Source organism: Streptomyces sp. NRRL S-87 (assembly GCF_000719335.1).
In the GTDB taxonomy this organism is placed as follows: domain Bacteria; phylum Actinomycetota; class Actinomycetes; order Streptomycetales; family Streptomycetaceae; genus Streptomyces.
The window spans coordinates 75,313-99,710 of the sequence record NZ_JOGB01000008.1 but is presented as its reverse complement, the minus strand read 5'-3'; the positions used below and the strand labels follow the sequence as shown (position 1 = coordinate 99,710).

At 70.8% G+C, this 24,398-nt stretch carries 25 protein-coding genes and 4 pseudogenes; 12 read left to right on the top strand and 17 right to left on the bottom strand.

Annotated elements, in window-relative coordinates:
* Window positions 1–368: 368 nt before the first annotated feature.
* Window positions 369–1,241, bottom strand: a complete 873-nt coding sequence (locus IF43_RS0107280) for a helix-turn-helix transcriptional regulator (RefSeq protein ID WP_030195645.1) — start codon at window positions 1,239–1,241, stop codon at window positions 369–371.
* A gap of 647 nt (window positions 1,242–1,888) precedes the next feature.
* On the opposite strand from IF43_RS0107280, the gene IF43_RS0107275 reads away from it, so the two are divergent.
* The 11 genes from IF43_RS0107275 to IF43_RS0107225 all read left to right on the top strand — a co-directional run bounded on the left by IF43_RS0107275 (window position 1,889) and on the right by IF43_RS0107225 (window position 11,720).
* Window positions 1,889–2,215 (top strand): transcriptional regulator, encoded by a 327-nt coding sequence (locus tag IF43_RS0107275; protein WP_030195643.1) that lies wholly within the window; start codon window positions 1,889–1,891, stop codon window positions 2,213–2,215.
* Between the two features lies 1 nt (window position 2,216).
* Window positions 2,217–3,236 carry a hypothetical protein gene (locus IF43_RS0107270; protein ID WP_030195641.1) on the top strand — a complete coding sequence of 340 codons (1,020 nt, stop codon included), beginning with the start codon at window positions 2,217–2,219 and terminating at the stop codon, window positions 3,234–3,236.
* Window positions 3,236–3,934 carry an ATP-binding protein gene (locus tag IF43_RS0107265; RefSeq protein WP_030195639.1) on the top strand — a complete coding sequence of 233 codons (699 nt, stop codon included), beginning with the start codon at window positions 3,236–3,238 and terminating at the stop codon, window positions 3,932–3,934. Before IF43_RS0107270 ends, IF43_RS0107265 begins: the two co-directional genes overlap by 1 nt.
* 116 nt (window positions 3,935–4,050) lie before the next feature.
* The gene (locus IF43_RS0107260) at window positions 4,051–4,617 is read left to right on the top strand and encodes a WhiB family transcriptional regulator (RefSeq protein WP_030195637.1); all 567 of its coding nucleotides are present in this window, start codon (window positions 4,051–4,053) and stop codon (window positions 4,615–4,617) included.
* Window positions 4,614–5,693 (top strand): DUF2637 domain-containing protein, encoded by a 1,080-nt coding sequence (locus tag IF43_RS0107255; protein ID WP_051794824.1) that lies wholly within the window; start codon window positions 4,614–4,616, stop codon window positions 5,691–5,693. The genes IF43_RS0107260 and IF43_RS0107255 overlap by 4 nt, the downstream gene beginning before the upstream one ends.
* Window positions 5,694–5,793: 100 nt before the next feature.
* Complete coding sequence (locus tag IF43_RS0107250; RefSeq protein ID WP_030195633.1) at window positions 5,794–6,018, top strand: hypothetical protein; 225 nt, start codon at window positions 5,794–5,796, stop codon at window positions 6,016–6,018.
* Window positions 6,015–6,680 carry a plasmid mobilization relaxosome protein MobC gene (gene mobC, locus IF43_RS0107245; protein WP_030195630.1) on the top strand — a complete coding sequence of 222 codons (666 nt, stop codon included), beginning with the start codon at window positions 6,015–6,017 and terminating at the stop codon, window positions 6,678–6,680. Before IF43_RS0107250 ends, mobC begins: the two co-directional genes overlap by 4 nt.
* Window positions 6,680–8,437, top strand: a complete 1,758-nt coding sequence (locus tag IF43_RS0107240) for a relaxase/mobilization nuclease domain-containing protein (protein WP_030195628.1) — start codon at window positions 6,680–6,682, stop codon at window positions 8,435–8,437. The genes mobC and IF43_RS0107240 overlap by 1 nt, the downstream gene beginning before the upstream one ends.
* 111 nt (window positions 8,438–8,548) lie before the next feature.
* The gene (locus IF43_RS0107235) at window positions 8,549–8,950 is read left to right on the top strand and encodes a hypothetical protein (protein ID WP_324605087.1); all 402 of its coding nucleotides are present in this window, start codon (window positions 8,549–8,551) and stop codon (window positions 8,948–8,950) included.
* 141 nt (window positions 8,951–9,091) lie between these two features.
* Window positions 9,092–10,690 carry a restriction endonuclease gene (locus tag IF43_RS0107230; protein WP_051794822.1) on the top strand — a complete coding sequence of 533 codons (1,599 nt, stop codon included), beginning with the start codon at window positions 9,092–9,094 and terminating at the stop codon, window positions 10,688–10,690.
* Between the two features lie 508 nt (window positions 10,691–11,198).
* Window positions 11,199–11,720, top strand: coding sequence for a hypothetical protein (locus tag IF43_RS0107225; RefSeq protein WP_030195625.1), 522 nt, complete (start codon window positions 11,199–11,201; stop codon window positions 11,718–11,720).
* Between the two features lie 439 nt (window positions 11,721–12,159).
* On the opposite strand, the gene IF43_RS0107220 is transcribed toward IF43_RS0107225, so the two are convergent.
* From IF43_RS0107220 to IF43_RS0107205, 4 genes are all read right to left on the bottom strand, one after another.
* Window positions 12,160–12,489: a hypothetical protein gene (locus IF43_RS0107220; protein ID WP_030195624.1), complete on the bottom strand. Its 330-nt coding sequence runs from the start codon at window positions 12,487–12,489 to the stop codon at window positions 12,160–12,162.
* 72 nt (window positions 12,490–12,561) lie between these two features.
* The gene (locus IF43_RS0107215; RefSeq protein ID WP_030195622.1) at window positions 12,562–12,774 is read right to left on the bottom strand and encodes a hypothetical protein; all 213 of its coding nucleotides are present in this window, start codon (window positions 12,772–12,774) and stop codon (window positions 12,562–12,564) included.
* A gap of 41 nt (window positions 12,775–12,815) precedes the next feature.
* Entirely contained in the window at window positions 12,816–13,076 is a 261-nt protein-coding gene (locus tag IF43_RS0107210; protein ID WP_030195620.1) for a hypothetical protein, read from the bottom strand.
* Between the two features lie 350 nt (window positions 13,077–13,426).
* Window positions 13,427–13,774, bottom strand: a complete 348-nt coding sequence (locus IF43_RS0107205; RefSeq protein WP_030195618.1) for a DUF317 domain-containing protein — start codon at window positions 13,772–13,774, stop codon at window positions 13,427–13,429.
* Between the two features lie 103 nt (window positions 13,775–13,877).
* Here IF43_RS0107205 and IF43_RS0107200 point away from each other — a divergent pair, with 103 nt between their 5' ends.
* Entirely contained in the window at window positions 13,878–14,264 is a 387-nt protein-coding gene (locus IF43_RS0107200; RefSeq protein ID WP_234331989.1) for a hypothetical protein, read from the top strand.
* Between the two features lie 4 nt (window positions 14,265–14,268).
* Here IF43_RS0107200 and IF43_RS0107195 read toward each other — a convergent pair whose 3' ends face one another.
* The 12 genes and pseudogenes from IF43_RS0107195 to IF43_RS0107150 all read right to left on the bottom strand — a co-directional run bounded on the left by IF43_RS0107195 (window position 14,269) and on the right by IF43_RS0107150 (window position 24,371).
* The gene (locus IF43_RS0107195) at window positions 14,269–14,757 is read right to left on the bottom strand and encodes a hypothetical protein (protein WP_030195614.1); all 489 of its coding nucleotides are present in this window, start codon (window positions 14,755–14,757) and stop codon (window positions 14,269–14,271) included.
* A gap of 59 nt (window positions 14,758–14,816) precedes the next feature.
* On the bottom strand, window positions 14,817–15,755 hold the full coding sequence (locus IF43_RS0107190) for a DUF317 domain-containing protein (protein ID WP_030195612.1): 939 nt from the start codon (window positions 15,753–15,755) through the stop codon (window positions 14,817–14,819).
* A gap of 688 nt (window positions 15,756–16,443) precedes the next feature.
* A pseudogene (locus tag IF43_RS42425) lies at window positions 16,444–16,587 on the bottom strand (hypothetical protein); the annotation flags it as partial.
* 140 nt (window positions 16,588–16,727) lie between these two features.
* Window positions 16,728–17,396, bottom strand: coding sequence for a hypothetical protein (locus IF43_RS0107185; protein ID WP_030195606.1), 669 nt, complete (start codon window positions 17,394–17,396; stop codon window positions 16,728–16,730).
* On the bottom strand, window positions 17,393–17,869 hold the full coding sequence (locus tag IF43_RS0107180; protein WP_030195602.1) for a hypothetical protein: 477 nt from the start codon (window positions 17,867–17,869) through the stop codon (window positions 17,393–17,395). Before IF43_RS0107180 ends, IF43_RS0107185 begins: the two co-directional genes overlap by 4 nt.
* Window positions 17,866–18,657 (bottom strand): hypothetical protein, encoded by a 792-nt coding sequence (locus tag IF43_RS0107175; RefSeq protein ID WP_030195598.1) that lies wholly within the window; start codon window positions 18,655–18,657, stop codon window positions 17,866–17,868. Before IF43_RS0107175 ends, IF43_RS0107180 begins: the two co-directional genes overlap by 4 nt.
* Window positions 18,654–19,265 carry a DUF4913 domain-containing protein gene (locus tag IF43_RS0107170; RefSeq protein ID WP_030195596.1) on the bottom strand — a complete coding sequence of 204 codons (612 nt, stop codon included), beginning with the start codon at window positions 19,263–19,265 and terminating at the stop codon, window positions 18,654–18,656. Before IF43_RS0107170 ends, IF43_RS0107175 begins: the two co-directional genes overlap by 4 nt.
* A 93-nt stretch (window positions 19,266–19,358) precedes the next feature.
* Window positions 19,359–20,264 (bottom strand): annotated as a pseudogene (locus IF43_RS39015) (DNA cytosine methyltransferase); the annotation flags it as partial.
* Window positions 20,265–20,385: 121 nt separating this feature from the next.
* A pseudogene (locus IF43_RS43380) lies at window positions 20,386–20,559 on the bottom strand (DNA cytosine methyltransferase); the annotation flags it as partial.
* 1 nt (window position 20,560) lies between these two features.
* On the bottom strand, window positions 20,561–21,145 hold the full coding sequence (locus IF43_RS0107160; protein ID WP_158939194.1) for a hypothetical protein: 585 nt from the start codon (window positions 21,143–21,145) through the stop codon (window positions 20,561–20,563).
* A gap of 41 nt (window positions 21,146–21,186) precedes the next feature.
* Window positions 21,187–22,359 carry a DnaB-like helicase N-terminal domain-containing protein gene (locus tag IF43_RS0107155; protein ID WP_030195582.1) on the bottom strand — a complete coding sequence of 391 codons (1,173 nt, stop codon included), beginning with the start codon at window positions 22,357–22,359 and terminating at the stop codon, window positions 21,187–21,189.
* A gap of 223 nt (window positions 22,360–22,582) precedes the next feature.
* Window positions 22,583–24,371: pseudogene (locus tag IF43_RS0107150) on the bottom strand (type IV secretory system conjugative DNA transfer family protein).
* Between the last annotated feature and the right edge of the window lie 27 nt (window positions 24,372–24,398).

Sequence of the window (24,398 nt, the reverse complement as noted above, 5' to 3'; positions counted from 1 at the left end):
GCCGGCCGCGCGGCGGTCCGACCGGTCTCGATGTCGGAGTCGAGCCGCCGACTCTGCTCGCCCACACCTCGGGACGGCAAACTTGCCCGGGACGTCGACGCTCGCCCGCCGCGGCAGCAGCGGAGGCGGAGGGTGAGCAAGCCTCTGCCCTCGGGGTTGGAGCGCCAGGAACACGAACAGCGAAGGGACGACGGCGATACCCCTGGGTATCGCCGTCGTCCCTTCGCTGCTGTCGGCCATTGACGCGGCTGCGAAAGCGCTCGCATCGGCCTGGTCATCGCACGGCCGACGGTCTGTATCAGACGCCAAGCTGGCGGAGCGGAAACGCCTCGGAATTCCAAGCCCGTGAGGAGTGCTCGCCGACGGCGTCACTTCCCGTCCTGCACCTCTGGCAGCTTGTGCTTCAGCTCTCCGACGAGCTCGTTGATCTTGGCCATCATCTCGGCAGACAGGCCCCCGCCGTTGCCGCGGGCAGCCAGGCCGAGGATCTGCCCCCTGTGAATGGAGCCGAGGAAGCGGAGTGCCTCCAGGAATTCGCGGGCCGCAGGGTCGACCTCGGCATCGTCCTGGAAGAGGGCCGCGTCGACCTGAAGCGCCTCAGCTAGGCCGGCACGCACCACATCAGAAGCCTCCGTCGTGGCGCCCGTGCGAAGGGCGGCGATGTCGTCGGCGGTGACGGCCGCCACGCCCGCATGCTCGTTGACGATCCGCGCAATCTCCTCATCGGAGGGCGCTTCCTGACCAACGTACCCGTGCTGCAGGAGGTAGTTGATCTTCTCTCCCACCGTGCGGGGTGCGGACGCATGCTCGTCACGCGAGGCCCTGGGGCGAAGCCCGAACGAGCAGTCCTGGGCGGCCAGCAACTCCTCTTCGGTTACCCCGTACGCCTCCGCGAGCGGCTGCACGTAAGCATCACTGAGCCGGCGCCGGCCGGATTCGGCATTGCTCACCGGCACGCGGCTCGCATCGATGATCGCAGCGGCCTGCGCCACGCTGAGGCCGGCGTCGCAGCGCAGGAGCTGCAGGTCCAGCGGACCGTCGTGGGGGAAAAGGACATCAAGCGACTGACCGAGCGCCGCCGCAATCGCGGGGAGCTTCTCACCCTTGGGGAAGTCCTGGCCGCTCTCCCATCGCGCGACCGTGGGGGCGCTGACGCCCACCATCTCGGCCAATTCCTTCTGGTGGAGGTCCTTGCCCCGCCGGACAGCGCGCACGCGGCTGCCGTCGAACTGACGTGGCACATGAACTCCTGCAGGGTGGCGATCGGGCCGGTGGTGGCGGCCTCTAGAGGCAACTGTAGCCCAGGCTTGATACATTTCTGCAACTGACGTACGTTTCCGTATCGCACCTGCTGGCTGGGCTCCGGCTCTCTATGGTGCCAGCCCTGGGGGACCTCTGTGCACGTTGCGTTGTCGTGACCGCTCGCGTAACCCGCCGTCGGATTCGGTCCAGTCGTTGCCGGCCGGTCGTGGGACTACCTTCCCCGACACCGGCCGTCGTGAGCTTGTGCGACCTGTAACGAGCCAGGGATGGACTTGCCACAGGTGTCTACATATGTTCGTCGTCCCCCGCCGGGTGGCGACCCGGGGAGGGACGCAAAGAGCAGGTGAAAGGCACGAACCGACTGGGCCGTAAGACGCCGGGACACGCAACCCCTGCCTGCGGGAGTCACGCCGTATGCCTGAGGAGAGACAGACCGAGGAGGAGGTGGGGCGAATGCGGGCGCATGGTCCGTGACGTGGCTCGGTAACGAAAACCGGCGCCCGGGAGCTACCAACTCCCAAGCGCCGGGTCGGCACCCCGAGAGGTGCCCATACACATCACGCGGGCGGCGGGGCTTTTGCACGAGAACCGCCGCACCGCGCTCCTACGAAAGACGGAGTATCGCATGCTCGCCATGCCGATCGGAACCCCGGCCTGCCCGGACGCTGGCCGCCAGCGCCGCCTCGCCGCCCAGCTCGCGGACATGATCGCGGGCGCGGCCACCATCCGGGTCAGCTTCGACGACCCGAAGCAGACGTGGCCCCACCTGCACGCCGTCGTCAAGGACGAGGCCGGGAAGACCATGGATCTGGGCCGCACCACCGCCAGGGTCGCGGGCCGCTGGATCCTGCGGGCCTGGCCGCAGGCGGACTGGACGCGACCGCACACCCTCCACCTCGCCGACGCCACCCTCACACGCAGCGACCTGGTCGCCGCCGGTCGGGGCCGCTGACATGGCGCGGATACGAACCATCAAGCCGGAGGCATTCGTCTCCGAGTCGCTGGCCGAAGTGCGCGTCGAGGCAGAGCGGACCTTCTTCGGACTGCTCACCCAGGCTGACGACCACGGTCGCCACCGCGACAACGCCGCGATCATCGCCGGGCTCCTCTGGCCCCTCCGCGCCGAGCACACTTCGGTCCACGTCGAAGACGACCTCCACCAGCTCGCGACCGCCGGCCTGATCTGCCGGTACACCGGCTGCGACGGCCGCCGCTACCTCCACATCGTGACCTGGTCCGACCACCAGAAGATCGACAAGCCGAGCCAGTCGCGTCTGCCCTCCTGCCCGCAGCACCAGGCTGCCGACCGGTGTGCGCCCTGCAAGGGCTCCTGCACCAAGCGGACCGAGGGTTCGTCTACTGCTCCCCGAGGACTTGCCGAGACCTCGCCGAACGCTCCCCGAGCTTTCGACCTGCCCGCCAAGACCACGTCGACGTCTCCCGGACACACGGGTGGGGCCTCCGCCGACTGGCAGGAGGCCGCCGACCACGCGGGCGGCGCCCTTAGCCAGGCTGCAGCGAAGAGCACAGGTCGGGAGGCATCCTCCGAGGGTTCCCCGAACCTTCCCCGAGGCGTCGGAGAGGGCTCGGCGCCTGGATCTAGGATCTTGGATCCTGGATCTCTTGTCCCTACGGGGCGCATGGCGCCCGCAGACGGCGTCTCGGCCAACCAGCTCGTCGGCGAGTACGTTGCCGCCTGCGACGAGCGCCCGCCCAGCGACGTGATCGGACACCTCGGCCGGATCACCAAGAAGCTCCTGGGTGAGGGCATCGCGCCGGAGCACATCAGGGCCGGGCTGGCGAATTTCGCGGCCAACCCCAAGCACCCGAGCGTGCTGACCAGCATGGTCAACGAGGCCATGAACGCGCGCCCCGGTGGTTTGGCGCGGCCGGGAATCCGGCCTAACGTGCCCGCCCATCAGGCGTGGACCAACCCGGCCAGCGCCGCTGCCGCCTACGCCGAGGAGCTGTGATGCGCACCCGTCACCGCGAACCACAGACCCTCGGCGAGGGCACCCTGGACCGGATGGCCCGGATCCTGGCCGCCCGCAACATCGACCCCGGCGCCGCACCGGCCCAGGAGCCCGAGACCGTCTCCCCGCTGGAGGCGCTGTCGGCCGGGATGCCCCCGCGCTACCGGGCCGCCGTCGCCGACCACCCCCAGGTCCTGGCCTGGGTCCGGGCCGTCGCCGAGGCCGCCGTCGCCCCCAACCAGGGAGCCAGGCGGCAGGTCACCACCGGACCCAGCCTGCTGATGGCCGGCGTCGTCGGCGCGGGCAAGACACACCAGGCGTATGGCGCGGTCCGGCGGCTCGTACAGAGCGGAGTCGGCGTGCGCTGGCGCGCGACCACCGCCGCCGACCTGTACGCCGACCTGCGACCCCGGCCCGGAGCCGACAGCGAGCGGGAGCTGGCCGCCGTCAGCCGCTGCCCGCTGCTGATCATCGACGACCTCGGCGCGGCCAAGGCCAGCGAGTGGGTCGAGGAAGTGACGTACCGGCTGATCAACCGCCGGTACAACTACGAGCTTCCGACCCTGATCACCACCAACCTGGCGATCAGGGACCTCCGGGCCCACCTCGGCGACCGGGTCGCCTCCCGGCTCGCACAGATGACCACCCGGGTCGAGTTCGAGCAGGTCGACCGCAGACGACACCGTCTCGCGGCCTGACCCGCCCCAGGCCACCGCGCCTGGCCGCGCCTGCTGCGCGCCGCCCCGAGCCTTCCCCGACCCAGCGCACCTCTCCGCCGACGCCCCTGCGCGCGGAGAGCGATCGGAGCACCCGCATGACCAGCACGACGCACAGCCCTGTCCGCCACCGGTCGCTCGGCGACCACACCTGGCGGGACCAGGCCGTCTGCCAGAGCACCGAGTACAACCCGGTGGACCCCGAGATCTTCTTCCCGGACCCCGATGAGACCGACAAGATCACCGCAGCGAAGGCGCTGTGCGGCCAGTGCCCGGTCCGCCGCACCTGCCTGGACGCCGCGCTGGAAGCCGGCGACACCGACGGCATCCGAGGCGGACTGACCGAAGAGGAGCGCGGACCACTGCACGAGAAGATCGCCCACCGCCTCGACTACAGCCGCGTCAACGACACCATCGCCGGTCGCGACATCCACCTCACCAAGGCCGAGCGCCGCGCGGTCATCCGCGCCGCCTACCGCCACGGAGTGACCGAGCAGCGCCTGGCCTGGCTCCTCAAGATCACCGAGGAGCACGCCCAGAAGCGGTACCGCGAACTCCGCCGCGCCCTACGCAACCGAGACCTGAACCAGCCCGAAACGGCCACCGCCTCGTCCGAGGCCGGCGGCGAGCGCCTGGGTCGCGACGACTTCGGGACGGCGGCGTGACCGCCATGACCGCGCCGAAGACGGCGCACATATCCGGCTGGGACCGCGCGGTCGTCATCATCCTCGGCGGCGCGGGATGCGCGCTGTCGTACGACGCGCTGCAGCAGATGGCCGTCGCCATCCACATCCGAGGCTTCCTCACCTACCTCTTCCCCCTGGTGATCGACGGGTTCATCGCCTACGGCGTCCGGGCGCTCCTGGTCCTCCGCGACGCGCCGCTGCGCGCCCGGCTCTACGTCTGGACGCTCTTCGGCACGGCCACCGCCGCCAGCATCTGGGCCAACGCGCTCCACGCGGTGCGGCTCAACGAGTACGCGGTCGCCGGCAACGGCCTCCGGCTCGGGGACACGGTGGTCGCGGTGCTGTCCACCATCGCCCCGCTCGCCCTGGCCGGAGCGGTCCACCTCTACATCCTCATCGCCCGGGGGCCGGTCAAGGACCGCGAGGACCCCGGTCACCCCGGTCACCTTGGTCACCTTGGTCACCCCGGTCAGGGTGACCGGCGCGCCGCCGTCGAGGTAACCCGGACTGACCGGGCCGGTCAGAACCGGTCGGCGGTCGGTCAGGTCAAGCCCGGTCAGCCGGTCACCGCCCTCACCGACCGGCCGCCGCTGTCTCCGGGAAAGCAGGCTCGTGCCTCCCGGTCACTGACCGGGGACAGCGCCCCGGTGGGCAGCAGCAACCCGGTCACCGATGACCGAGGCCGGTCGCACGAGGCCGCTGACCTGCCCGGACAGTCGGACTCGGCTCGGCCGGTCACTGACCGCCCCCACGACACCGCCCCGGTCACCAGCGACCAGGACAGCCCGGCGGCAGGCACCACCCCGCCGTTCACTCCGCCGCCGGCCACTGACCGAGAGGCCCGGACACCCGGTGAGCGACGGCCCGACCCGGACACCGAGGAACTGCTGAAGATCGCCCGGTCAGCGGTCAGGGCCGAGGACAAACTGACCCGCAAGGTGGTCGCCCAGGCGATCCGCGGTCAGCAGATCCCGCTCTCCAGCGACACCCTGACCGCCCTGATGGCCCAGCTCCGCGCCCAGCACGGACAGCCGGTCACCTCCACCCGGAACTGACCGGACACCACGGAGCGGGTGACCGAGCCGGTCACCCCAGCCGGTCACCCGCTCCGGACACCCGCGCCACATCCCTCCAGAGCAGAAGCGGAGAACCCCGATGCGCACCCACCCGGCCACTCCCGCCGAAGTCGACTCCTGGCTGACCGTTCTTCACCAGCGCGGTCATCTCCACCGCGCCCAGTCCGGCCCCGACACCACCTGGATCGTGCAACGAGAGCAGCACGATCGCCCCTGGACCCTGCACCACCCGGTCCTGGCCATGGACTGGATCGAGGAACTCGTCCGCGAAATCCAGCAGCAGGACCCGGAGACGAGCAGGTGACCAGCGACGACCCGGCGGTAACCACCGCCGGACAGCAGCGTGACCCCACGACGGCTTCCGGCGGAGCAAGCTATCGCGTACGACGGTCCTACGGCCCGTCGTACGCACTTGCCCCCGCCCGGAAGGGCGGGGGAAGCCCGGTTGGTTCCCGAGCGAGGGCGCTCGGGAACCAACCGGGCAACGGGCACCAGGGGGCGCCGGTCACCGGGGGAGAAGCCGACCACGACGACCACCGCGAGCAGCCGAGCCCGAGCACGCCCGCCTTCCCCGACCGCAAACCGCGCCGCCGCAGCCGCAACCCGAGCGAGCGCACCCGCAAGACGACCACCCGCCTCTCCGACGACGAGAAAGCCGAGATCGCCGCCGCCGCCGCGCAGCGCGGCGTCACCGTCGCCCGCTTCCTTGCCGCCGCCGGCCTCGCCGCCGCCCGCGGTTCGACCGCCCTGCACACCAACGAACAACTCGACGCGGCCATCGACGAACTCGCTGCCCTGCGTACCGCCCTGGCCCGGATCGGCAACAACATCAACCAGATCGCCTACGTTCACAACGCCGGCGGACAGCCCCGCCCCGGCGAACTCGACCACGCACTGAGCGTTCTGACCCGGTCCCTCGGCCGCCTCGACGACGCGGCGAACGACCTGGTGACCAGGCGGCTGTGATGGTTCCCGACATCGGACGCGGCTCCCGCACCCACGGACTCCTCGTCTACCTCTACGGCCCCGGCCGGCGCGAGGAACACACCGACGCGCACCTCGTCGGCTCCTGGGACGGCTTCGCCCCCGACCCCGGCCGCGACACCGACCCGCAAGTCACCCTCGCCCGCCTCACCGCCGCCCTCGACCTCCGGGTCAAGCAGGCCGACGACCGCGCGCCCGCCAAGCACGTGTGGCACTGCTCGGTCCGGACCGCCCCCGGCGACCGGCGGCTCTCCGACGAGGAGTGGAACGCCGTCGCCCAGCGCATCGTCCACGCCACCGGCATCGCCCCGGACGGTGATCCTGACGGCTGCCGGTGGATCGCCGTCCGTCACGCAGAAGACCACATCCACATCGTCGCCACCCTGGTCCGTGGCGACCTGCGCAATCCCCGCCTCAACTACGACTTCAACAAGGCCCAGGCCGTCTGCCGGCGCATCGAGGAGGAGATGGGCCTGCGCCGCCTCAACGCCGGCGACGGCACCGCAGCGAAGAACCCCAGCAGCGCCGAGAAGTTCAAGGCCGAACGCACCGGCCGCCCCGAGACCTCCCGCGAGACGCTCCGCGAAGCCGTCCGCCAGGCCGTCGCGGGAGCGGACGACGAGAAGGAGTTCTTCACCCGGCTCCGCGAGGCGGGCCTACGCGTGAAGATGCGCCACGCCCCGTCCGGTGACGCGCTCGGCTATAACGTCGCCCTCCCCGGCGACCGCAATCGCCACGGCGAACCGGTCTGGTACCCCGGCTCCAAGCTGGCCCCCGACCTTTCCCTTCCCAAGATCCGCCTCCGGCTGGCCGACGGTACCGCCGAGCGGGCAACGCCTTCGGCCGCCGACGGCCGGGCGGACTGGTCCCCGCCCGCCCGAGCGCGACGCAGCGCCACCGGCAGTGCCGAGCGTGCCGCTGTCCTCCTCGACAGCGACGACGATGAAGCCGCCGACCAACTCGTCGGTGTCGGCGAACTCCTGGACGCGGTCGCCCAGACCTCCCCGGCCGCCATTCGCGCCGAGCTGGCTGCTGCCGCCCGAGCCTTCGAGCGAGCGACCCGCAGCCACGTCCGAGCAGAGCGCGCCGACACCCGGGCGCTCCGCTCGGCCGCCCGGGGCATCGTCCAGGCCGGCGGCGCGCTTGGCCGGGGCGAGGACGGCGGCACCACCGCCATGCTCGTTTCCACCCTCGTCCTGGTCACCCTTGCCGCCGCCCGCTGGCACTCCGCTCACGGTCACGCCCAGCAGGCCCATGCCTCCCGACAGGCCGCCGAGTATCTGCGCACCGCCTACCGTCAGGCCGCGGCCACGCCGATGCGGGTGCTGCACGACCAAGGCCGTGCCCTCCCCCTGGCCCAACGCCGGACGCACGAGGCCACCCTCCGCGCGGCTTTGCCGGAGCAGTGCGTACGAGCAGATGGCACGCCGACGAAGACCGACGCCCTGGTCGCCACCCTCGCCCAGGCCGAGCAGGCCGGCCACTCCCCCGAGGCCCTCCTGCAACAGGCCATCGACATGCGCGAACTCGACACCGCCGCGGACGTGAACGACGTCCTGGTCTGGCGCCTGCGCCGGATCGCCCAGCTTCCCGCCCACCCGGGCCAAGCTCCGGGTCGCCCGCAGGTCGGCACCAGCCCGACCAAGATCTCAGCCAACCGCACCAGCGAACGGAACGCACCCACAATGGTGCCGCGCCCTGCCGTCTCTGACCCGCGCAGCGGCCCACCGCGCCGCTGATCAGCGCGTACGGAGGGCCTGCCAACGACCGGCCAGACTCCACGAAATGCCTGGACAGCCGGTTTCACCTGCTGTTACGGATGAAAACAGGAAGCCCTCGACCGGGAGATGATGCTCGTGCCCAGAACCACCGACCGCACCACGGAGTCGGCACCCGCGCTGCCCATCCTTCCCACGGGCGCCGACCCCCTGCTGCAACTCCAGTACGAGACACAGCCAGCCGACGGCCCCGACGCGACACGCTGCGTCAGCAACCCACACGAACTCGCCCTCGGCGGCATCCCCGTGATGTGCTCGACGTGCCGGGCCCGACGCGACTGGCTGTTCATCAACCACGGCCGCAACGTCTGGATCCGCTGCCGGTGCAGCAACCAGTGGCTCGAACCCGAGATCAGCCGTGCCGACATTGACGCCCTGATCGCCAGCCCGTACGGCACGACCTACCCCACGGTCGAGCAGGGCCTCGCCGCGCTCGGCTTCGACGGCATCTTTGCCGGTGCCTACCTGGAATAACGAGTGGTATATCGATCGGACTTCCGGCAGGAGCGGTCGATGGCCGACGCTGCCAGTTGGGAGAGCTCTTGCCAGAAGGAGTCAAGGGCTATGCAGCAGCTCACGGGCGCTTGTCACAGGCGTGCGCCAGGATGACTGAGTATGAGTCACCACGACGAGGAACCCGCAGGGGAAAGCCCGGCCCCAGAGGGCGAGGACCGATTCGAGATCCGGCCGTGGCACGAATCGGATCTACTCAGCGAGCTTCATGCGGTGCGGGCGATCCCAGCTCCGCAGAGCCGGGGATACAAGCTCGAGGCGTTGCTCGAGCGTGCCTTCCAGAGGGCCCACTTCGAGGCGCCACACAACCCGAGGATGGCTGGGCGGCGCCAAACCGACTTCGCGGTGATCTCGCACAATAGCCGCTACCTCGTCGAAGCGAAGTGGGAGAACCACCAGGCCGGCACCGACATCATCCAGGCGATCCGAGCCCGACTGCGACGTGTCGACGGCACGGTCGTCGGCGTCCTGTTCACGATGCTCGGCATCAACGCAGAGGCAGAGAAGGAGATTGTGGACTTCCGCCAGGAGGGTTTGATCCTCGTCTTCGACGAGACTGACATCCTTCTTGCACTGAGGGAGCCGCAGGAGCTGGAACGGATGCTCCGGCTCAAGCACGATCAACTGGTTGTCCACGGCAACGTTCACTATGGAGAGAAGGCATCCCAAACCGAGAAGGCTGCAAGGCGGTCACGCAAGCAGCTGCGGCCTCTGCCGGAGAGCGCCTATAGGCTGCTCACAGCCAGTGGTGAGGACGTGACATGGTTCCAGGGAGACGGGGGTTTCGACTCCACCGTGTTCTGCCTCGACCTGCCTGACATTGACTGGGTGCCAGCCGCTGGGAGCGGCGTGTCCCTGGACATGCCGGTCGGAGCCTGGGACCAACGAGAACTGCTCCGCCTCCTGCAGTCGCTCGACGAGCTCGGGTGGATCGGCCGGAAGGGCCAGTGGAGCATCCAGCAGCACCGCCGCAACTGGCACGGCACTGGAGCTCGCTCCTTTGCAGAGGCGCTCACGGGGTGGAAAGAACGGACTGACGAACTCGAAGACCCCCACCACAGTGAGGAGTTCGTCTACTTCGAAGCGTGCGACGGCGGGTTCTTCACGATGTCAGGCAATGTCTCCGCCGAGCGAACTCGCCGCGTATCGCGGTGCAACGTGTCGTTCCAACTTGTAGGGATGCCCCTGGACCCCGGCTCGCTGCAACAGCTCTACCGCAGGTTCGACGTTCCCAGCCGGGGGTACTTCCGACCCTTGGTCGAGCGAGCCGTCACGAGACAGCGCGTCGCTGGTAGCGTCCCGCTCGAGGTGCTGGGCTACATCGTGGAGCCCGCCGACCAGCGATGGGACAACGAAGACTGGGTTGTCGGCATCCTTGCGGCAAATCCGTACGGTCCCGGCGGGTCGCCAGCCCCCGAAGAGCTGCCCGGATACCCAGCGCACTCGGGCGTCGTCGCCTGCGCTCTGCGCTCGCATCACCCTCTCAGTAAGACCAAGGAACGGTACGAGCTGTGGTCCTATGAGCGTGCCCGAACCTCCGACGCCACCGCGCTATGCATCGTCGCCGAGTGGTGGGACACCGAGGACAGCATCGAGCGAAGGCCCACCGCAACCGCAGGCTACTTCGGAGTTCAGTACGTGGAGTTGGCTCCTGGCCGAGCGCGTGTACAGACGACACTCGCGGATCGTGGCCGGTCGTGAAGGTGGCAAGACCGCGCGCTCACCCTGACCCGTAGTGGACGAACAACGCGAACGCCGAAGGCGGCTCGAGCGGCATCTCGCCTTGCCGACCTGGGGGCTCCTCCGGGAGGCCGAGAACAGCGAGGTGCTACACGCCGAGAGTTCCACCGATACATCGGTGGAACTCCTCGGCCTCGGCGTGTACAGGGTGGTCAGCCGGGTTGCCGTTCTAGGAAAGCCCGCCCGGAAGTCGCCTCTGCGTCACTCGTCCGAACCCTGGATCTGTCCCTTTCGCGAACCGCGCCCCTCCCTCTGTCCCTGGGGCGCTTGGTCGCCGAATGCCCCCTGCGTCAAGGGTGACTTGGAGAGAATCGAATCCGGGCGTCGTTGGGCGGGGGATGGCGAGCGCTTTCCCGCCCGATAGAATCCAGGCCTCGGGTCCTAGGGGTTGAAGGTATTGAGTCGTCATGCAAAGATTGCATAGTCCGCAGGGCGGGGAGCCCTGGGTATGCATCTATGGGGGTACTTGATGATCCACATCACCCTTGGTTCGAGGCGGTACGTCAACCCGCAGGAGGACCAGCTCGGCCGTAACATCGTCGGCTTCGACCCGGTCATGGACGACGAGGCCCTCTTCCACGCCAACCGTGGGTGCTGGGTTCTGGGTGAGCGCGCCGAGAAGGAGCGCTACGCCCTGCTCTCCCACGAGGGCGAGGTCCGCATGGCCATCGCAATCGACAAGCTCGTCCCCGTGGCAGGGGGACGCAAGGCGATCGAAGGCAGGTACCTCACGCCGGGCGACGAGGTGTACGACACCTACGTTGGCAAGGGAACGCCCGTCGAGACGACCCGCAACCCGATCACCTACTTCGACGCCCCGCACGACGCCCGCACCTGCTACTGCGGCTGCGGCGAGCTGGTGACCGGTGGATGGTTCGTCATCGGTCACGACCAGAAGGCCCTGCACGCCCGGATCGCGAAGATCGGCAGCGTCCGCGAATTCATCGACTGGTTCGACAGCACCTACGACGACAAGCCCAAGGACGAGTGACCGCCAGGCTCGCCACCGCGCCGTAAGTCAGGCGCCGCCCTTGCAGCCAGGAAGCCCCGCCACTGCCGGCGGGGCTTCGGTGCTGCCTACTTCGGGCAGAACGGCCAGATGGATCGCGGCTGCTGTCTGCCCTTGCTCGACTGCCAGATCTCCCATACCTCGTCAGGGAGTTCGGGGTGATGGCGTGAAGTGCGTTGCGGGGTGGCGGCCGAGGAAGACTCCCGACACCCGCCCCTCTCTGAAGAGTCCGGTCTCGCCGGGGCGTCAGACATCGAGGAGCGTCCTTCTCGTGGCTTCCTGGCCGCAGCTCATCATCGGGCCTATGTGCGAAACGTTCGGATCCCTGCGTCAACGGATCGCTGGGCCTCTCTTACTCAACGGCGTACGGCAAGGCCGCCCTCTGCCTGACCGGCATGGGACGGCCTTCTGCGGTTCTCGGTCAGACCTCTGCGAGGTGGTTCGAGAGGTCTAGGGCGGCGGTCGCGAATGCGAGGGCGGCGCAGAGGCCGGTCACCTCGTGGAGGGTCGGGCGGACCAGGCGCGGCCAGTCGTCCGGGGCAGCCGGCCAGGAGGCGAGGTGTACCTCGCTGGTGGCCAGGCCCAGGTGGGCGGTGACGTTCCAGCCGGAGCGAGAGGCGGGCTCCCAGTGGAGGCGAATGCGGCCGAGCGGGAGCTTCGGGGTTCTGGCGGCGAGCCACGTGACGTCGAGTGGGCCGTCGTGCTGGGTAGAGACGCGCTGGACCAGCGCGCCGCGTGCGCCGTCCGGCATGGGACGTGCCCGAGGCCGTGCAGCGGGAGTATGTGCGACGAGATGAGAGCCTCCGGAGAGCGGGGGAAGGGGTCAGGACCAGGTGAGGGCGGCGCGTACCGATGTGGGGAGGTAGTCCTCCTGACCGTCGTCGGGGATGAACGCCTTGCCGTCCTGGACGACCACCTCGGTCCCCACGTAGTGGGTGAAGGGGAAGTCGGGGTTGACGGCGAGGCGGATCGGCAGGGTGGGATCGAGGTCCTGGAGCTGGCGGAGCAGGTGGCCGACGGTCAGGTACTGGGGCAATGGAGCCTCCGAGAGCGTTACGGGCGGGCGGGGTTGGCGAGTCAGGGAGCGTCGAGGCGGAGCAGGTCTCGGAGGACCTTCGGCCCCTGGGCGTGGTCGGCGAGGTGCCGTTTGCGGCACTCGTTGACGTAGCCCTTGCCTCGTTGCTTCATCTCCCAGCCACCGCACGAGCAGACGGCCTGGGTGTACGTGCGCCCCGGGCAGTCGGCGTGGAGCGGCCTGCCGGAGCTGGTGTGCTTGTGGTCCGCCGGGCAGAGGGTGCCGTCGGCGTGGTGGTTGGTGAGCGGGGCGTGGAAAGGCACGGTGAGTCCCTCGTGTGGGGGAGGAGCCCCTGGACGGTCGGGGCGGTGGACGTCAGGGCGCTCATTTGGACAGGCCGCGGTGCCACTGGCGGCGTTCGGCTCGGCGGGCGGCACGTCGGCGAAGAGGCTTGGCATGGCGGCCGTACTGACCAGGCAGGTAGTAGCAGGTGCAGCGACGGGCGAAGGCGCACTTGGCGGTAGCGGGGTCGGGTGGCCAGGAGCATGCGTGCGATCGGAACCTCCTGCTGGGCCAGTGAGCGGGGACGGGGCCGGTCGGCCCGGAGGGGACGGGGACCCGAGAACGGGTGCCGGTCAGCGGGGCGGGCCGGTGGTGCAGCCCGCTCACCGATTCAGCAGGGGGAGTGGGCGACGAGGGCGGCGACGAACCCGGCCACCGCCTCGGCGGGGGTGTGGGTACCGAACTCCTGGACCCACGTGTCGCCTTCGGTTGGCTGCACCTGGACCCGCCAGACGATGTCGCGTGTCCAGGCGGCGGGGTCCTCGGGGAGCCAGCCGACGTAGACGCGGCCGTCGGGGCTCGTCGCGTGGATGTTGGCCTCCGGAGTGGCGACGACTGTCCAGTCGAGGGCGTGGAGGAGTTCGAGGACCGGAGTGGCGCAGTGGTCCGAGGCGAGCCAGTGGCGGTCTTCCGCGGCCGGACGGACGGCGGCGGGCAGGAGGGTGGCGGAGACGCTCACGGTTGGACGATCCCTTCGTTGACCTGCGGTTTTTCCGGGCACCCGTACGTTGACATGGGGTGTGCCGCAGTTCGTAGTCGTTTCCGGGGATGCCCCGTCTGCCGTGGGCGAATTGATCACGCAGACGGCCCAGAACGTCGGCGGCACGGGAATGGAACGACGCCCCGGGTTGTCGTATCCGAGTTACGGCAGCGGGCCGTACGGGACCGAAGGGGGAACAGGGATGACGGAGTCGGGCAGACATCGGGATGTGGCCGGGTGGGAGCGCAAGATCCGTGCCGCCGGGCGGCCGTGGACCGTCGGCGACATTGCGATGGTTGCCGACGGCCAGTGGGGCGTCGGCGCGCAGTCCGACAGGTGGGCGGACGAGGAAGCGCTGGTGGAGCAACGGGTCGCGGAAGGACGGCACGTCGAGCTGACGGTGGAGGAGTTGGCCCGAGTGGTGGGCGCCCGCACCGAGGACGCCCACCACGACGAAGACCCTGCCTGACCGTTCAGCGGCGCGGCCCCGGTGAGGGCGCCGACGGCCCGACGACAGCGGCAGGAACAGGCTGGTCGGGCACCTGGCCCGGGGCATGTGAAGCGAGCCCCGAGCGGGCGACAGCGGCCCGGGACAGGTGCGCCGCCGGCCCCCGGTCCGCGGCCGAGGCGGCTTCGCGTGCTTCGACCACACGCCGGATCGCCTGCACGTACGCACCGCTCTCCGCGAGCGCGACGCGAAGGTCAGCCGCCGAGTTGGAGAGCCGGTCCAGCTCGTAGAATGCCGGCACATACCCGGGCCGGGTCAGGGCGTGCAGACGATCCTGGTGAACGGACACCGCGTTGTCGGTGATGGCCAGGGCCGTACGGATGTGCATGGCCGAGCGCAGGAGCGGGTCGTCGCAGGGGCGACGGACCGCGCGGGCTTCCAGGACCTGGATGGGCTGGTCCCAGGCTTTCTCGATCATGGAAGTGGCCTGGTCGAGCGTGGTGGTGTCGGGCATGAAGGAACTCCTTTTGTCCGGAGGGGCGAAGGGGGCGTCCGGGAAGGTTCGGGCGGGGGTCAGCGGCTGTGCCGGGGAGCCGACGAAGCGGCTGGCGGCCGGGCTGCGGCTGCGGGCGCGAGGGTCCTCGACCGCTTCTGCGCCGAGGACGTGGTGCGGCTCTGGGCCGCCATCACGCGGAGGTCGGCTGCTGCCAGCGGAGCGCGCGCGGCACGGTGTACGGCCTCGGTGACAGCGGTGCGTCGTACGTCGAGCGGAGTCGGAGAGCGAGAGACCCGGGGATCGGCAGCTGGGCCGACCGGCGTCAGCGTGACTAGCGGCTCCATCTCGCGGTGGATCATGTGCCGTTCACGGACCACCGGGGCCGGACTGGCCATGACGGTCGCCGTCGCGGCGATCAGATGGGACGGAGTGCGGGCCGTGAACACCGCCTCCGCCCGCGTACCCCAGCCCCGGGGACCGGCCCACAGCATGACGGTCTCGGCGTCTCGTCCGCCGCGAAGGGTGTCGATCTCGACACCTGCCAGTCCGTCGGGAGCGGTGATCTCGACGCTTCCGTACTTGGCCGCCCCTCGGCGCCAGCCGGCATCGAGCAGCGGCTGGACGGCATCAGCCCAGTGCGACGACGGATCCGCCAGGAAGCGTCCGTTGCTCTCGTACGGGTCGGAGTCGGCGTAGTCGCGGGCCAGGGCGGTGGTGAGGCCGGTGACGATCTCGGCCGGGGTGACGTGGTTGAAGGTTGCCGTCCAGCGGGGCGTGGCGACGGCCTCCTCTGCCGCGGTGATCCTCCACAGCTCGAAGTCGTCGCCGAACCAGCCGATCCGGATCCGCTGGTCGGGAGAGGTGACGAGGAGCCGGCAGGGTCCGTCGTCGAGGTAGTGGTGAGGCCAGTGGGCCACGGGGGCGAAGCCGGCGTCTCCGGTCCCGTTGGAGCCGGCGAGATACATGGGGCTGACCAGTACCTCTTCGTAGCGGGCCGGGTCGGGGAGGGCGGGCATGGTCGAAGCTCCAGGCGCGTGTGGGAGGAGGGGAACGCGCCCGCGTGCGCAGCGTGGTGGTGGGCCGGAGCGCACGCGGACGCTGTGGCGACGGCGGGGTGCCTCTGGTTCTCGGCGCCATCCGGATCACCTGCCCCGTCCCGGGGTGGACTGGGCGGCTACGGCCATGCACCCGCGGTTGTGGCTGGGAGGCGTGGCTGAACAGGGCGTTCGGTGCGGCAGCGCTCCGGCGCAGGGCTGCTGCGGTCCGGGCGCCGTCCGACCTCAACGGAGTAGCGGAGTGGGTCCGCTGGGCCGTCGCGACGGGGACAGGGGGCGACGGGGTCCACCGCGCGGCCAAGGGGGCGCTCCAGTGCTCGACGGTCGCGTAGACGGGACCGAGCGCCTGGCCGGCATCCGTCAGAACGGAGGGGTCGCCGTGGCGTGGCCCCGTGCGGGTGACCAAGCCGTCGGCCTGAAGCCGGAGGAGACGCTGCCGGGTGAGGGCGACGTCCAGGCCGACGCCTTCGGCGATGTGGACGAACCGCATCGGGCCGCCCGCGTAGAGGACCTTGATCATGGCGGTGGAGTGCCGCAGCCGCAGACGCTGTACGGCGTCCTCGACGCGTTCGGCTTCGGCCATCCTGTCGGGCGACAAGTAGGCGCGGGACCAGTCAGCCAAGGTGCGGTGCACGGGCGCCAGGGACTCGCCGAGCACGCTGAGTCGGTACGGAGCCCCATAGCGCTCGTCGGTTCGGACGACCAACCCGTCAGAGTGCATGGCGGCCAGCCGCTTGCCGACGAACTGCTCGCTGACGAAGGGGAGCCTGGCGGCGACATCTCGTACACGCATGGGACGGCGCTCCTGGGCCAAGGTCATCGCCGCCCAGGCGGTCCACTTCGGCCCCATCAGGGAGAGCGCGTCCTCGATGCGCTGGGCATCGAACGAACTGATGGGAAAGGCGGAGGCCCGCTCGGGCGTATCGCGCGGGTTCATTCAACCGCCTCCATCCGGGCGAGCAGTGAACGGACCAGAGTGGGCAGTCCCCCTGGTTCGCCGCCGGTCCAGATGTGGTCGGCCGCCTCGTCGACGACGTACGCGGCGTCTTCGAGCAGGCCGCTGGAGATCTCCATGCAGGCGTCGGTGATCCGGGAGGCCGCCAGCAGCGACTGGGAGAGCACGTCGACATAGTCACCCGGCGGGAGCCCGGCGGCCTCGGCGGCGCTGCGGATCGCCGCCAGCTCCAGCGCGCTGAAGGCGAAGTCGAGCCCGTCTTCCTCCTCGGCGTCCTCGGTCGCGGCGAAGGCCGGGTCCCGAGGTTCCGTCGGGATGCCCACGCGCGTGCAGATCTGGTCGACGGCGGTGGTCAGCTCGGCGAGGGACTCGGTGAGCCAGCCCAGCGCGGAGGCGTAGGAGGCCAGGGTGAACAGGCTCGCTGGCATGGCAGGGCGCGGTTCGGCGGCCATGAACTCTTCGAGCCGGTCGTTCAGCTCGCACACCACGCGCGGGCCGGCGGACAACGGGCCCAGTACGGGGTGCAGGTAGGAGCGGTCGGCGGCCGTCGGGTACTCGGCGGTGAGGATTCCGAAGGCGCTCTGCGCGGCCTCGGTGAGGAGGCCGGCCAGGTCGGTACGGGACAGCGGGGCGCGGTCGGCAGTCATCGCTGGGGGACCTTTCGGGAGGGTGCGGCCGTGGAGTGTGCTGCTGGGGGAGGAGCTGCCGGGGCGGCCGTCGGGCGGTCGGCGACCAGGGAAGAACGGGACCGGGCGGCTTGGACGCGGGCCTCGTCGGCGGAGGCCGTCTCGGTGATCTGCTGAGGGGCGGTGCGTAGGTGGGCCGTGCGGTAGACCGCGTAGTCCTTCCGGCTTCCGGCAGCGACGAGATAGATCTCGCGCCTGTGGTTCGAGGTCGGTGGGGCCGGGCGGAACTGGATCACCAGTCGGTACGAGACCGAGGGGTCGACGTAGACCTTGTGGAAGCCGGCAAGGCGGCCCTTCAACGGCAGGCAGTCGTCACTTCCATGGACCAGGTTCTGCAGCTCCAGGAGAGCCAAATCGCGGATGCTGTCGGGCAGTTCCCGAAGGTCGGCGATGGCGTCAGGGTGTGCGGCGAAGGCGAAGCGGGCGCGGCTCACAGCAGCCTCCCCTGTACCGGACGCTGGACCGGTCCCGCCGGAGGCGTACGGGGGGCGTCCAGGCTGGCTTTCGGCGCCGTGGCGGTGCCGGCCGAGCGGGAGAGGGCGATGCGGGCGATGCGGGCCCGGACGACGGCAACGTTGTGATCGCTGTACTCCAGCGGTTCCGGCAGCGGGCCGCTGCGGTCGTCCAGCCAGGCGCGGGCGGCGCCGACGTCGGCGAAGGCACCCTCGCGCATCGTGTACGTGCCGGCGGCGTGGTCCCACTCTTCGTGGAAGAGGCGAACCGGCGCCTGGGCGGCACTGGAGTCGTGCGTCAGCGTCCACGTCTCGCACGGGTCGGAATCCGAGGTGTGGTTGTCGAAGACCTCGTACCGGGCGCCCGACTCGCGGATCTGCCGTTCGACCCACACCGTGAGGTCGTCGGCGGGCTTCAAGGAGCCGCCGTGGATCTTGGCGATCTTCTCGGGCGGACAGCCGCGTTCGACCAGCCACGCCTGGGCGAAGGACGCCGTGGCGTGGTGGCTCGTCTCCAGGGTGAACGTGAACCGGGTGAGATCCCGGGCGACGGCGATCGCCATGACCTGGGGCGCGCCAGGCACTCCCCACGTGGCCGACTGGTCGTGGGCGACGACGAAGCTGTGGGAGCCGTTGGGCGTGGTGTGGTGCTGGGACAGTGCCGTCAGGTCACCGGACCAGAACCTCTCCACTGCCTCCTCGGACGCGGTATCGGCGGGGGCGAGTTCGTCGAGATCGAAATCGAAGGCGAAGCCGAAGCGGTCGTTCATGCCGCCACCCCCGACTCCTGAGGGGCGGGAGTGGTCAGCACCCGGTGGTTGGGGCGGGTCGGGCTCGCCGTGCACGCGGCGAATGGGCCGTCCGGGGCGCGGAGGTGGACGAGGGCCTGGTCCAGGTGGTCGCGGTGCCAGGTCGACGGGCCGGCCAGGCCGGCCTCGGTGTCGGTGAGCTGCTGCCAGGCGAGCCAGAGGGCGTGCAGCCGAGCGACGGCCTCCGGGTGCTCGTGCCACTGCGCGCACCAGGGGCGAGTCGTGCTGATCTCCCGGCCGTACACCGGCAGGAGGAGGTGGTTCACCCAGTTGCTGAGGGCGGCGAGTTCGACGGCGTACGCCTCGCCGCCCAGGGCGATGATGAACACCGAGGTGGGGCCGTCGGTCTTCCCGGGGCCGACCGCCCCGGCTGCCGGAGCGCCGTCCGTCTGCTGATCGGCAGGGGGTACGGGATCGGGCTCGGAGCCGAGGCGGTCGAGGATGACGCCCTGGCGCCTGACCTCCGCGATGGTCCTGGCGAGGGCGCTGGCGAGGTCGTCGAGGTTCTCGTCGGAGACCCGGAACGGCTCAGGGCCGGAGGCGGGGGCGGTCGGGCTGGTGTCGGACATGAGAGCGTGCTCCATCTGTGAGACGGCGACATGCCCGAGAGGATGCGGAGAATCTGCGGTTTGGCCCGGCCGGGAAATCCCGGTAGGGAGCCGCTACCCGGCCGCGCAGCGGGGACAGCGCGGGAACGGCGGTGTCAGCAACTGCAGAGCGCGAGTGGCCTGTTGGGGGACGACGCCGTTGCCGAGCGCGGTGAGCTGCGCCGGGCGTCCGAGTCCCGGGGTGGCGGTGATCCAGCCGGCGTCGAGGCCCTGCATCCACTCGACGAAGTCGGCACGGAGCCGACCGGCCGCGTCCGTGGGCGCCGGCGCGGGGCGGGTGAGCGTCTCCCATCGGGCGATTGCGGCTGCGTACGGTCCCCATCGCCGCTCGACTCCTCGGCTTCCGGGGACGGCTCCGCCCACAGCGGCAGGACCACCGCCGACAGGGGAGGGCGCCACCCGTTGCCGGGGCGACGGCCCGGGGTGCCCGTGTCGCTGGCCCGGGGTGTGGGCAACAGCGACGCCGCCGCACTGGGCAGGGTCATGTCCCCGTTGCCGTGCCGCTGGTTGGGTGAGCCCTTGATTCCGTCCGACGCCTTCGGGGTCGGCAGCAGGAGCCACTCGACCTCGTCGGCCAGGTTCGGACCGTGGCCCCCGCTCTTCCTCTTGGCCGGGTGCTGGGAGCCGCCGTTCTTGCCGATGTTGCTGGTCGGCGTCTTGAGTAGGGTCTCCTGCGGGCCAGGCCGTGAGGAAGGTCCGCTCGCGCCGGTGCGGGGCTCCGATGTCGGAGGCGCGAAGCACGAGCCACTTCGCGTCGTACCGGAGGTCGGCCAGGGATCCGAGTACGGCACCGAGTGCCCGCAGAGGAGGCTGACCTGCGGTGTCTCCCAGACACCACGGACAGGGTTCCACGTCGCCAGGGGAGCCGGCGGGGGAGGTGAGGAGGCCGCGCACATTCTCGATCACTACCAAGCAGGGTCGGAGGGCCTCGACCGCACGGGCGACGTGCAGCCACAGCCCGGAGCGGGTCTGGGAGTTGAGTCCGGCCCGGCGGCCGGCGACCGAGACGTCTTTGACAGGGGAAGCCTGCCGTCAGGACGCACACCCGGGGGACGGCGGACCAGTCGACGGTCGTGATGTCGCCCAGGTTGGGGACGCCGGGCCAGTGGCGGGCCAGGATGCGCGAGGCGTTCGGATCGACCTCCGCGTGCCAGGCCAGGGTGCCGCCGAGAGCGGACTGCACCCCCAGGTCGAGGCCGCCGTACCCGGAGCAGAGCGACCCGATCAGCGGAGGGCGGGAGACGATGGCAGGCATGTCACCGGCCCCGTACGGTCCGGGGCGCGAGAGGCGTTGCCGGTGCCGGCGCTGTGGGGGGAGCCGGTACGGCCCCGTACACGGTGGTGGTGGTCCGGCCGAGGGCTGCCCGGAGCCGCCTCGACGGTGGCGAGACCGCGGTCGAGGCGGCGTGCAGGGAGTCGGCCGCTTCCCGTAGGGCCGTGTCTGCCGTCCCGAGGGCCTCGTCGATCACCCGCCCCGCCGCTTCCCGGGCATCCCGGGTGTCGGGCCGGTCGTGCAGGTGCTCGGTCCGTTCCAGGAACGCGAGCTGCTGGGCCACTTCCCCGAGGGCGGCTGCCGCGTCACCGGCGGGCCGTATGGCGGCGGAGAAGCTGGAGACGGCGAGGGAAGTGCGAGAGTCGTATTCCCTGCTGGCGGTGCGGAAGAGGACCTCGTCGCCCAGCTCGGTGATCAGTTTGCCGAGTTCGGAGATCTGCTGGGCGACGGCGACGCTGCTGGGGAGGCGGTGAGGGTCGCCGGGGACCGGGAGCTTGCCGCGCTGGGCGTCGAAGGCCGAGGCCGTGGCACGGATGGCCAGAGCGTCGGCGAGAGGGTTCGTGGTCACCATGAATTCCCGTACATGAGGAGGAGCGATGGACAGGGGTGTCAGCTGTGGTTGCGTGAGGGCGGGCGTGCGGCGGTCGGGGTGGGCCCGGGGCCGAGTCGGCCCGGTGGAGACGGGGCGGCGCGCGGCGTACTGCGGGTGAGGGCCGCCTGTACCCGCGCCGCCGGCGGCCCGCTCGGAGGAGAAGCGGTGGTTGGCGCCCGTGAAGCCGGCCGGCCGTGCGCGGTCTGCCAACGGGCGCGGACCTCATCGAGCGGGCCGAGCGCGTGCAGGGCGTGGTTGATGAGCCGCCCGGGGGCCAGGACCTCGTCTTCGGCAAGGGCGCGGTCGGCGAGGGCGGAGGCGGCTGCGGTGCGCGTGATCGAGGAACGCATCACCCGCTTGCCGAGCCACTCGGCGTCACCGGCCCCCACGCCGTCGCAGATGGCGGCGAACCGGTCGCCCGACAGCGTGCCGTTGGCCAGCAGGCCGCGCCGCTGGGCCTCCCAGAGCAGGGTGATCCGGTCGATGGGCTCGCCCCGGTGGTGCAGCGCCCCGAGGCACCGGTAGAGGTGCCCGTGGACCGGGTCGGCGAAGTCGCCCGGACGCAGCCAGCCCACCACCTCGCCCATGGCCCCCGGCCGCTCGACGAGGACGGCCAGAAGGAACTCCTCGTCCTCGGCAACCCGATCGGCCTGAGCCGGCGGAAGGGCAGGCGGGTCGAGGGCCCGCGATGTCGCGGGCGCGACCGGTCGCGGTTCGGTGCCCCACCGCCGTGCAAGATCGGTGAGCACCCCCGTCAGGACGTCCGCGTAGTGCAGCGCTCCCTCGACCTCGCCTCGCAGGGCGCCCGTGCGAGCCTCCTGGTGAAGGCGGATCGCGTGCTGGGTGACGGTGCGGTGGATCGCCCCCTCCAGCACCATGCGGCCGTACACCGGCGCGTGCGCCGGACGCGGACAGGCCGAGACCAGGAGATGGGCGTACGACGCGGTCAGCCCCCGGACGTGGAGGCCGGCCTCGGCAACCGCGTCGGTCACCCACGACAGCGGCACCGGACCCTCGCCCTCCACCGCGGGGTGGCCATTGCCTCGGAGCTTGCGGAGCGCGGCGAACAGCGCCTGGTGGACCGGCCGGTAGAAGTGATCCGGCGCGAGCCACTCCAGGTGCGAGAGCTGGCCCGGGTCGAGCAGCACCGCGCCGAGGACCGCCTGCTCGGCCTTCAGCAGCGGGTTCATCGACGACCTCGCGTGCTGGAAGCGGACGGCTCACTCGGCCGGGCACGCAGATCGGCGACCGCACGGTCAGCGGCGGCCACCGCCTCAGCGAAGTCGTCCAGCACGGTGCCGAAGGAGCGATCGGCGACGGGAACTGACCCGGCATCTCCGACCAGCCACCACCGGCCCTCGTGCAGGACGACCGGCGACTGTGCCAGCCGCGCGGAACGTGGCGTGGGCGCGCTCATGCCGACAGCCCGAAGTTGTCGTGGCCGACGGTCTTCGCCAGGGCCCGCTCGGTGATCGCCTTCGTGGCGCGGGCGGAGGCCAGCCCGACCACCTTGGCGGAGGGCTCCTTGTACCAGGGCCGGATGGAGAGCATGGCGATCCGCAGGCCGGTGGCCAGCAGGAGCACCTTGCCCTTGGGTAGGGCGCGGATCGCGTCGGGCGGCAGGATCCGCTCGGTGCGCATGCTCACCGAGGTGGACTTGCCGCCCTCGCTCGTGGAGACCGAGACGGTCTGGACGTCGTGGTCACCGACCTGTCGGCTGAGGCGGTCGGCGAAGTCGGCGTCGTCGATTCCCGACCCGACGATCTTGACGGTGGCGGCGGACCAGAGGGCGTCCATCCCGGCCTCGCCCCAGCACCGCTGGCCCTGCCGGTAGGACTGCAGGATCGTCATCGGGATGACACCCCGGCTCCCCAAGTGCGAGTACAGCTCCGGGAGGTCGCTGATGCGGCACACGTTCGCCGCCTCGTCGAGGACGCACAAGGCGGGCGGGTCGAGCCGTCCGCCGGAGCGCTCGGCGACGATCACGGCCGCGCGCATCACGGCGTCGGCCGCCGCCGCGATGATCGCGGACGCGCTGCCGCCGCCGTCCTTGCTCAGCAGGTACAGCGTGTCGCGGGAGGTGGCGAAGGCGAGGGGCTTGAACTCGGGGAGGTCCTTGCTCGGGGTGACCCAGGCGGCGACGTCCGGGTCGAGCAGGCAGCTCGCGTACTGCCTCGCCGTCTCGTAGATGCCGTCGCGGGTTTCGGTCGCGCCGGAGACGGTGCCCTGGAGCTGTGCGGCGACCGCGTCGTGGCCGGCGTCGGTGAGGAGGTCGACCGGGGTTCGGTCGGCGGGGGAGGCGAGCCAGGCCAGCACGTCGGTGATCGGCCGCCGGTGGCTCGCGGCGGCCAGGAACAGGGCGCCGAGCGTGTTGGACGCGGCGGTGGACCAGAAGTCGGAGCCGCTCGACTCGTCCACGCTCGCCGCGACGAAGTGTCCGGCCAGCCGCTTCGCCCCGGCAAGGTCGCGGGCGTCGGCCAGGATGTCCCACCACATCTCGCGCGGGTGGTGGGCGATCTGCTGGGGGTCGAGGGTCCAGACCGTGCCGACCTCGGCACGGGCGTCCACCGTCGCGGTGAACGCGTCATTCGCCGCCTTGTTGGAGGTGAGCAGGACCGGACCGGGAGCCGCGAGGATCGCGGGGATCGCCAACCCGGAGGTCTTCCCACTGCGCGGGGCCATGATCGCTACGATCACGTCCTCCCAGGAGGCGCGGACATCGGCCCGACCAGGGTCAAGAGTGCCGAGCAGGATGCCGCGGTCGGCGGGAGCGACCTCTTTTGCACTCCCGGCCGCTCAGGGACGGCCGCAGGCTCTTCGCCTTGGCGGTGATCTCCTTGTCCAGCAGCGGCGCCAGGTCGCTCTTGCGGGCGAGACCAGTCTTGGCACCGGAGCGCCGGCGCAGCCACAGCACCAGGCCGGTGGTGATCAGCGCCAGGGTGAGCAGGCCGGGGATGACGCGGACGCCGACCAGCAGCGAGGTGGTGCTCAGGGTCGGCCACAGCACCTCGGGGTGCAGCACGGCGTCGGTGGCGCGGAACGGGGCCCACGGGCCGCTTCCGACGAGGGAGTTGGTGAGGTTGCCGGTCAGCCAGGCCAGCGAGCCGAAGGCCATGGCGGCGCCGAGGACGCCGAACAGGAGATAGAGGAGTGCGTCGGAGCCGGTGGTCGTTGACGGCGCATCGGTACGCGGGGAAGGCACGGGCGGTTCCTTGGGATGTGAGCGAGC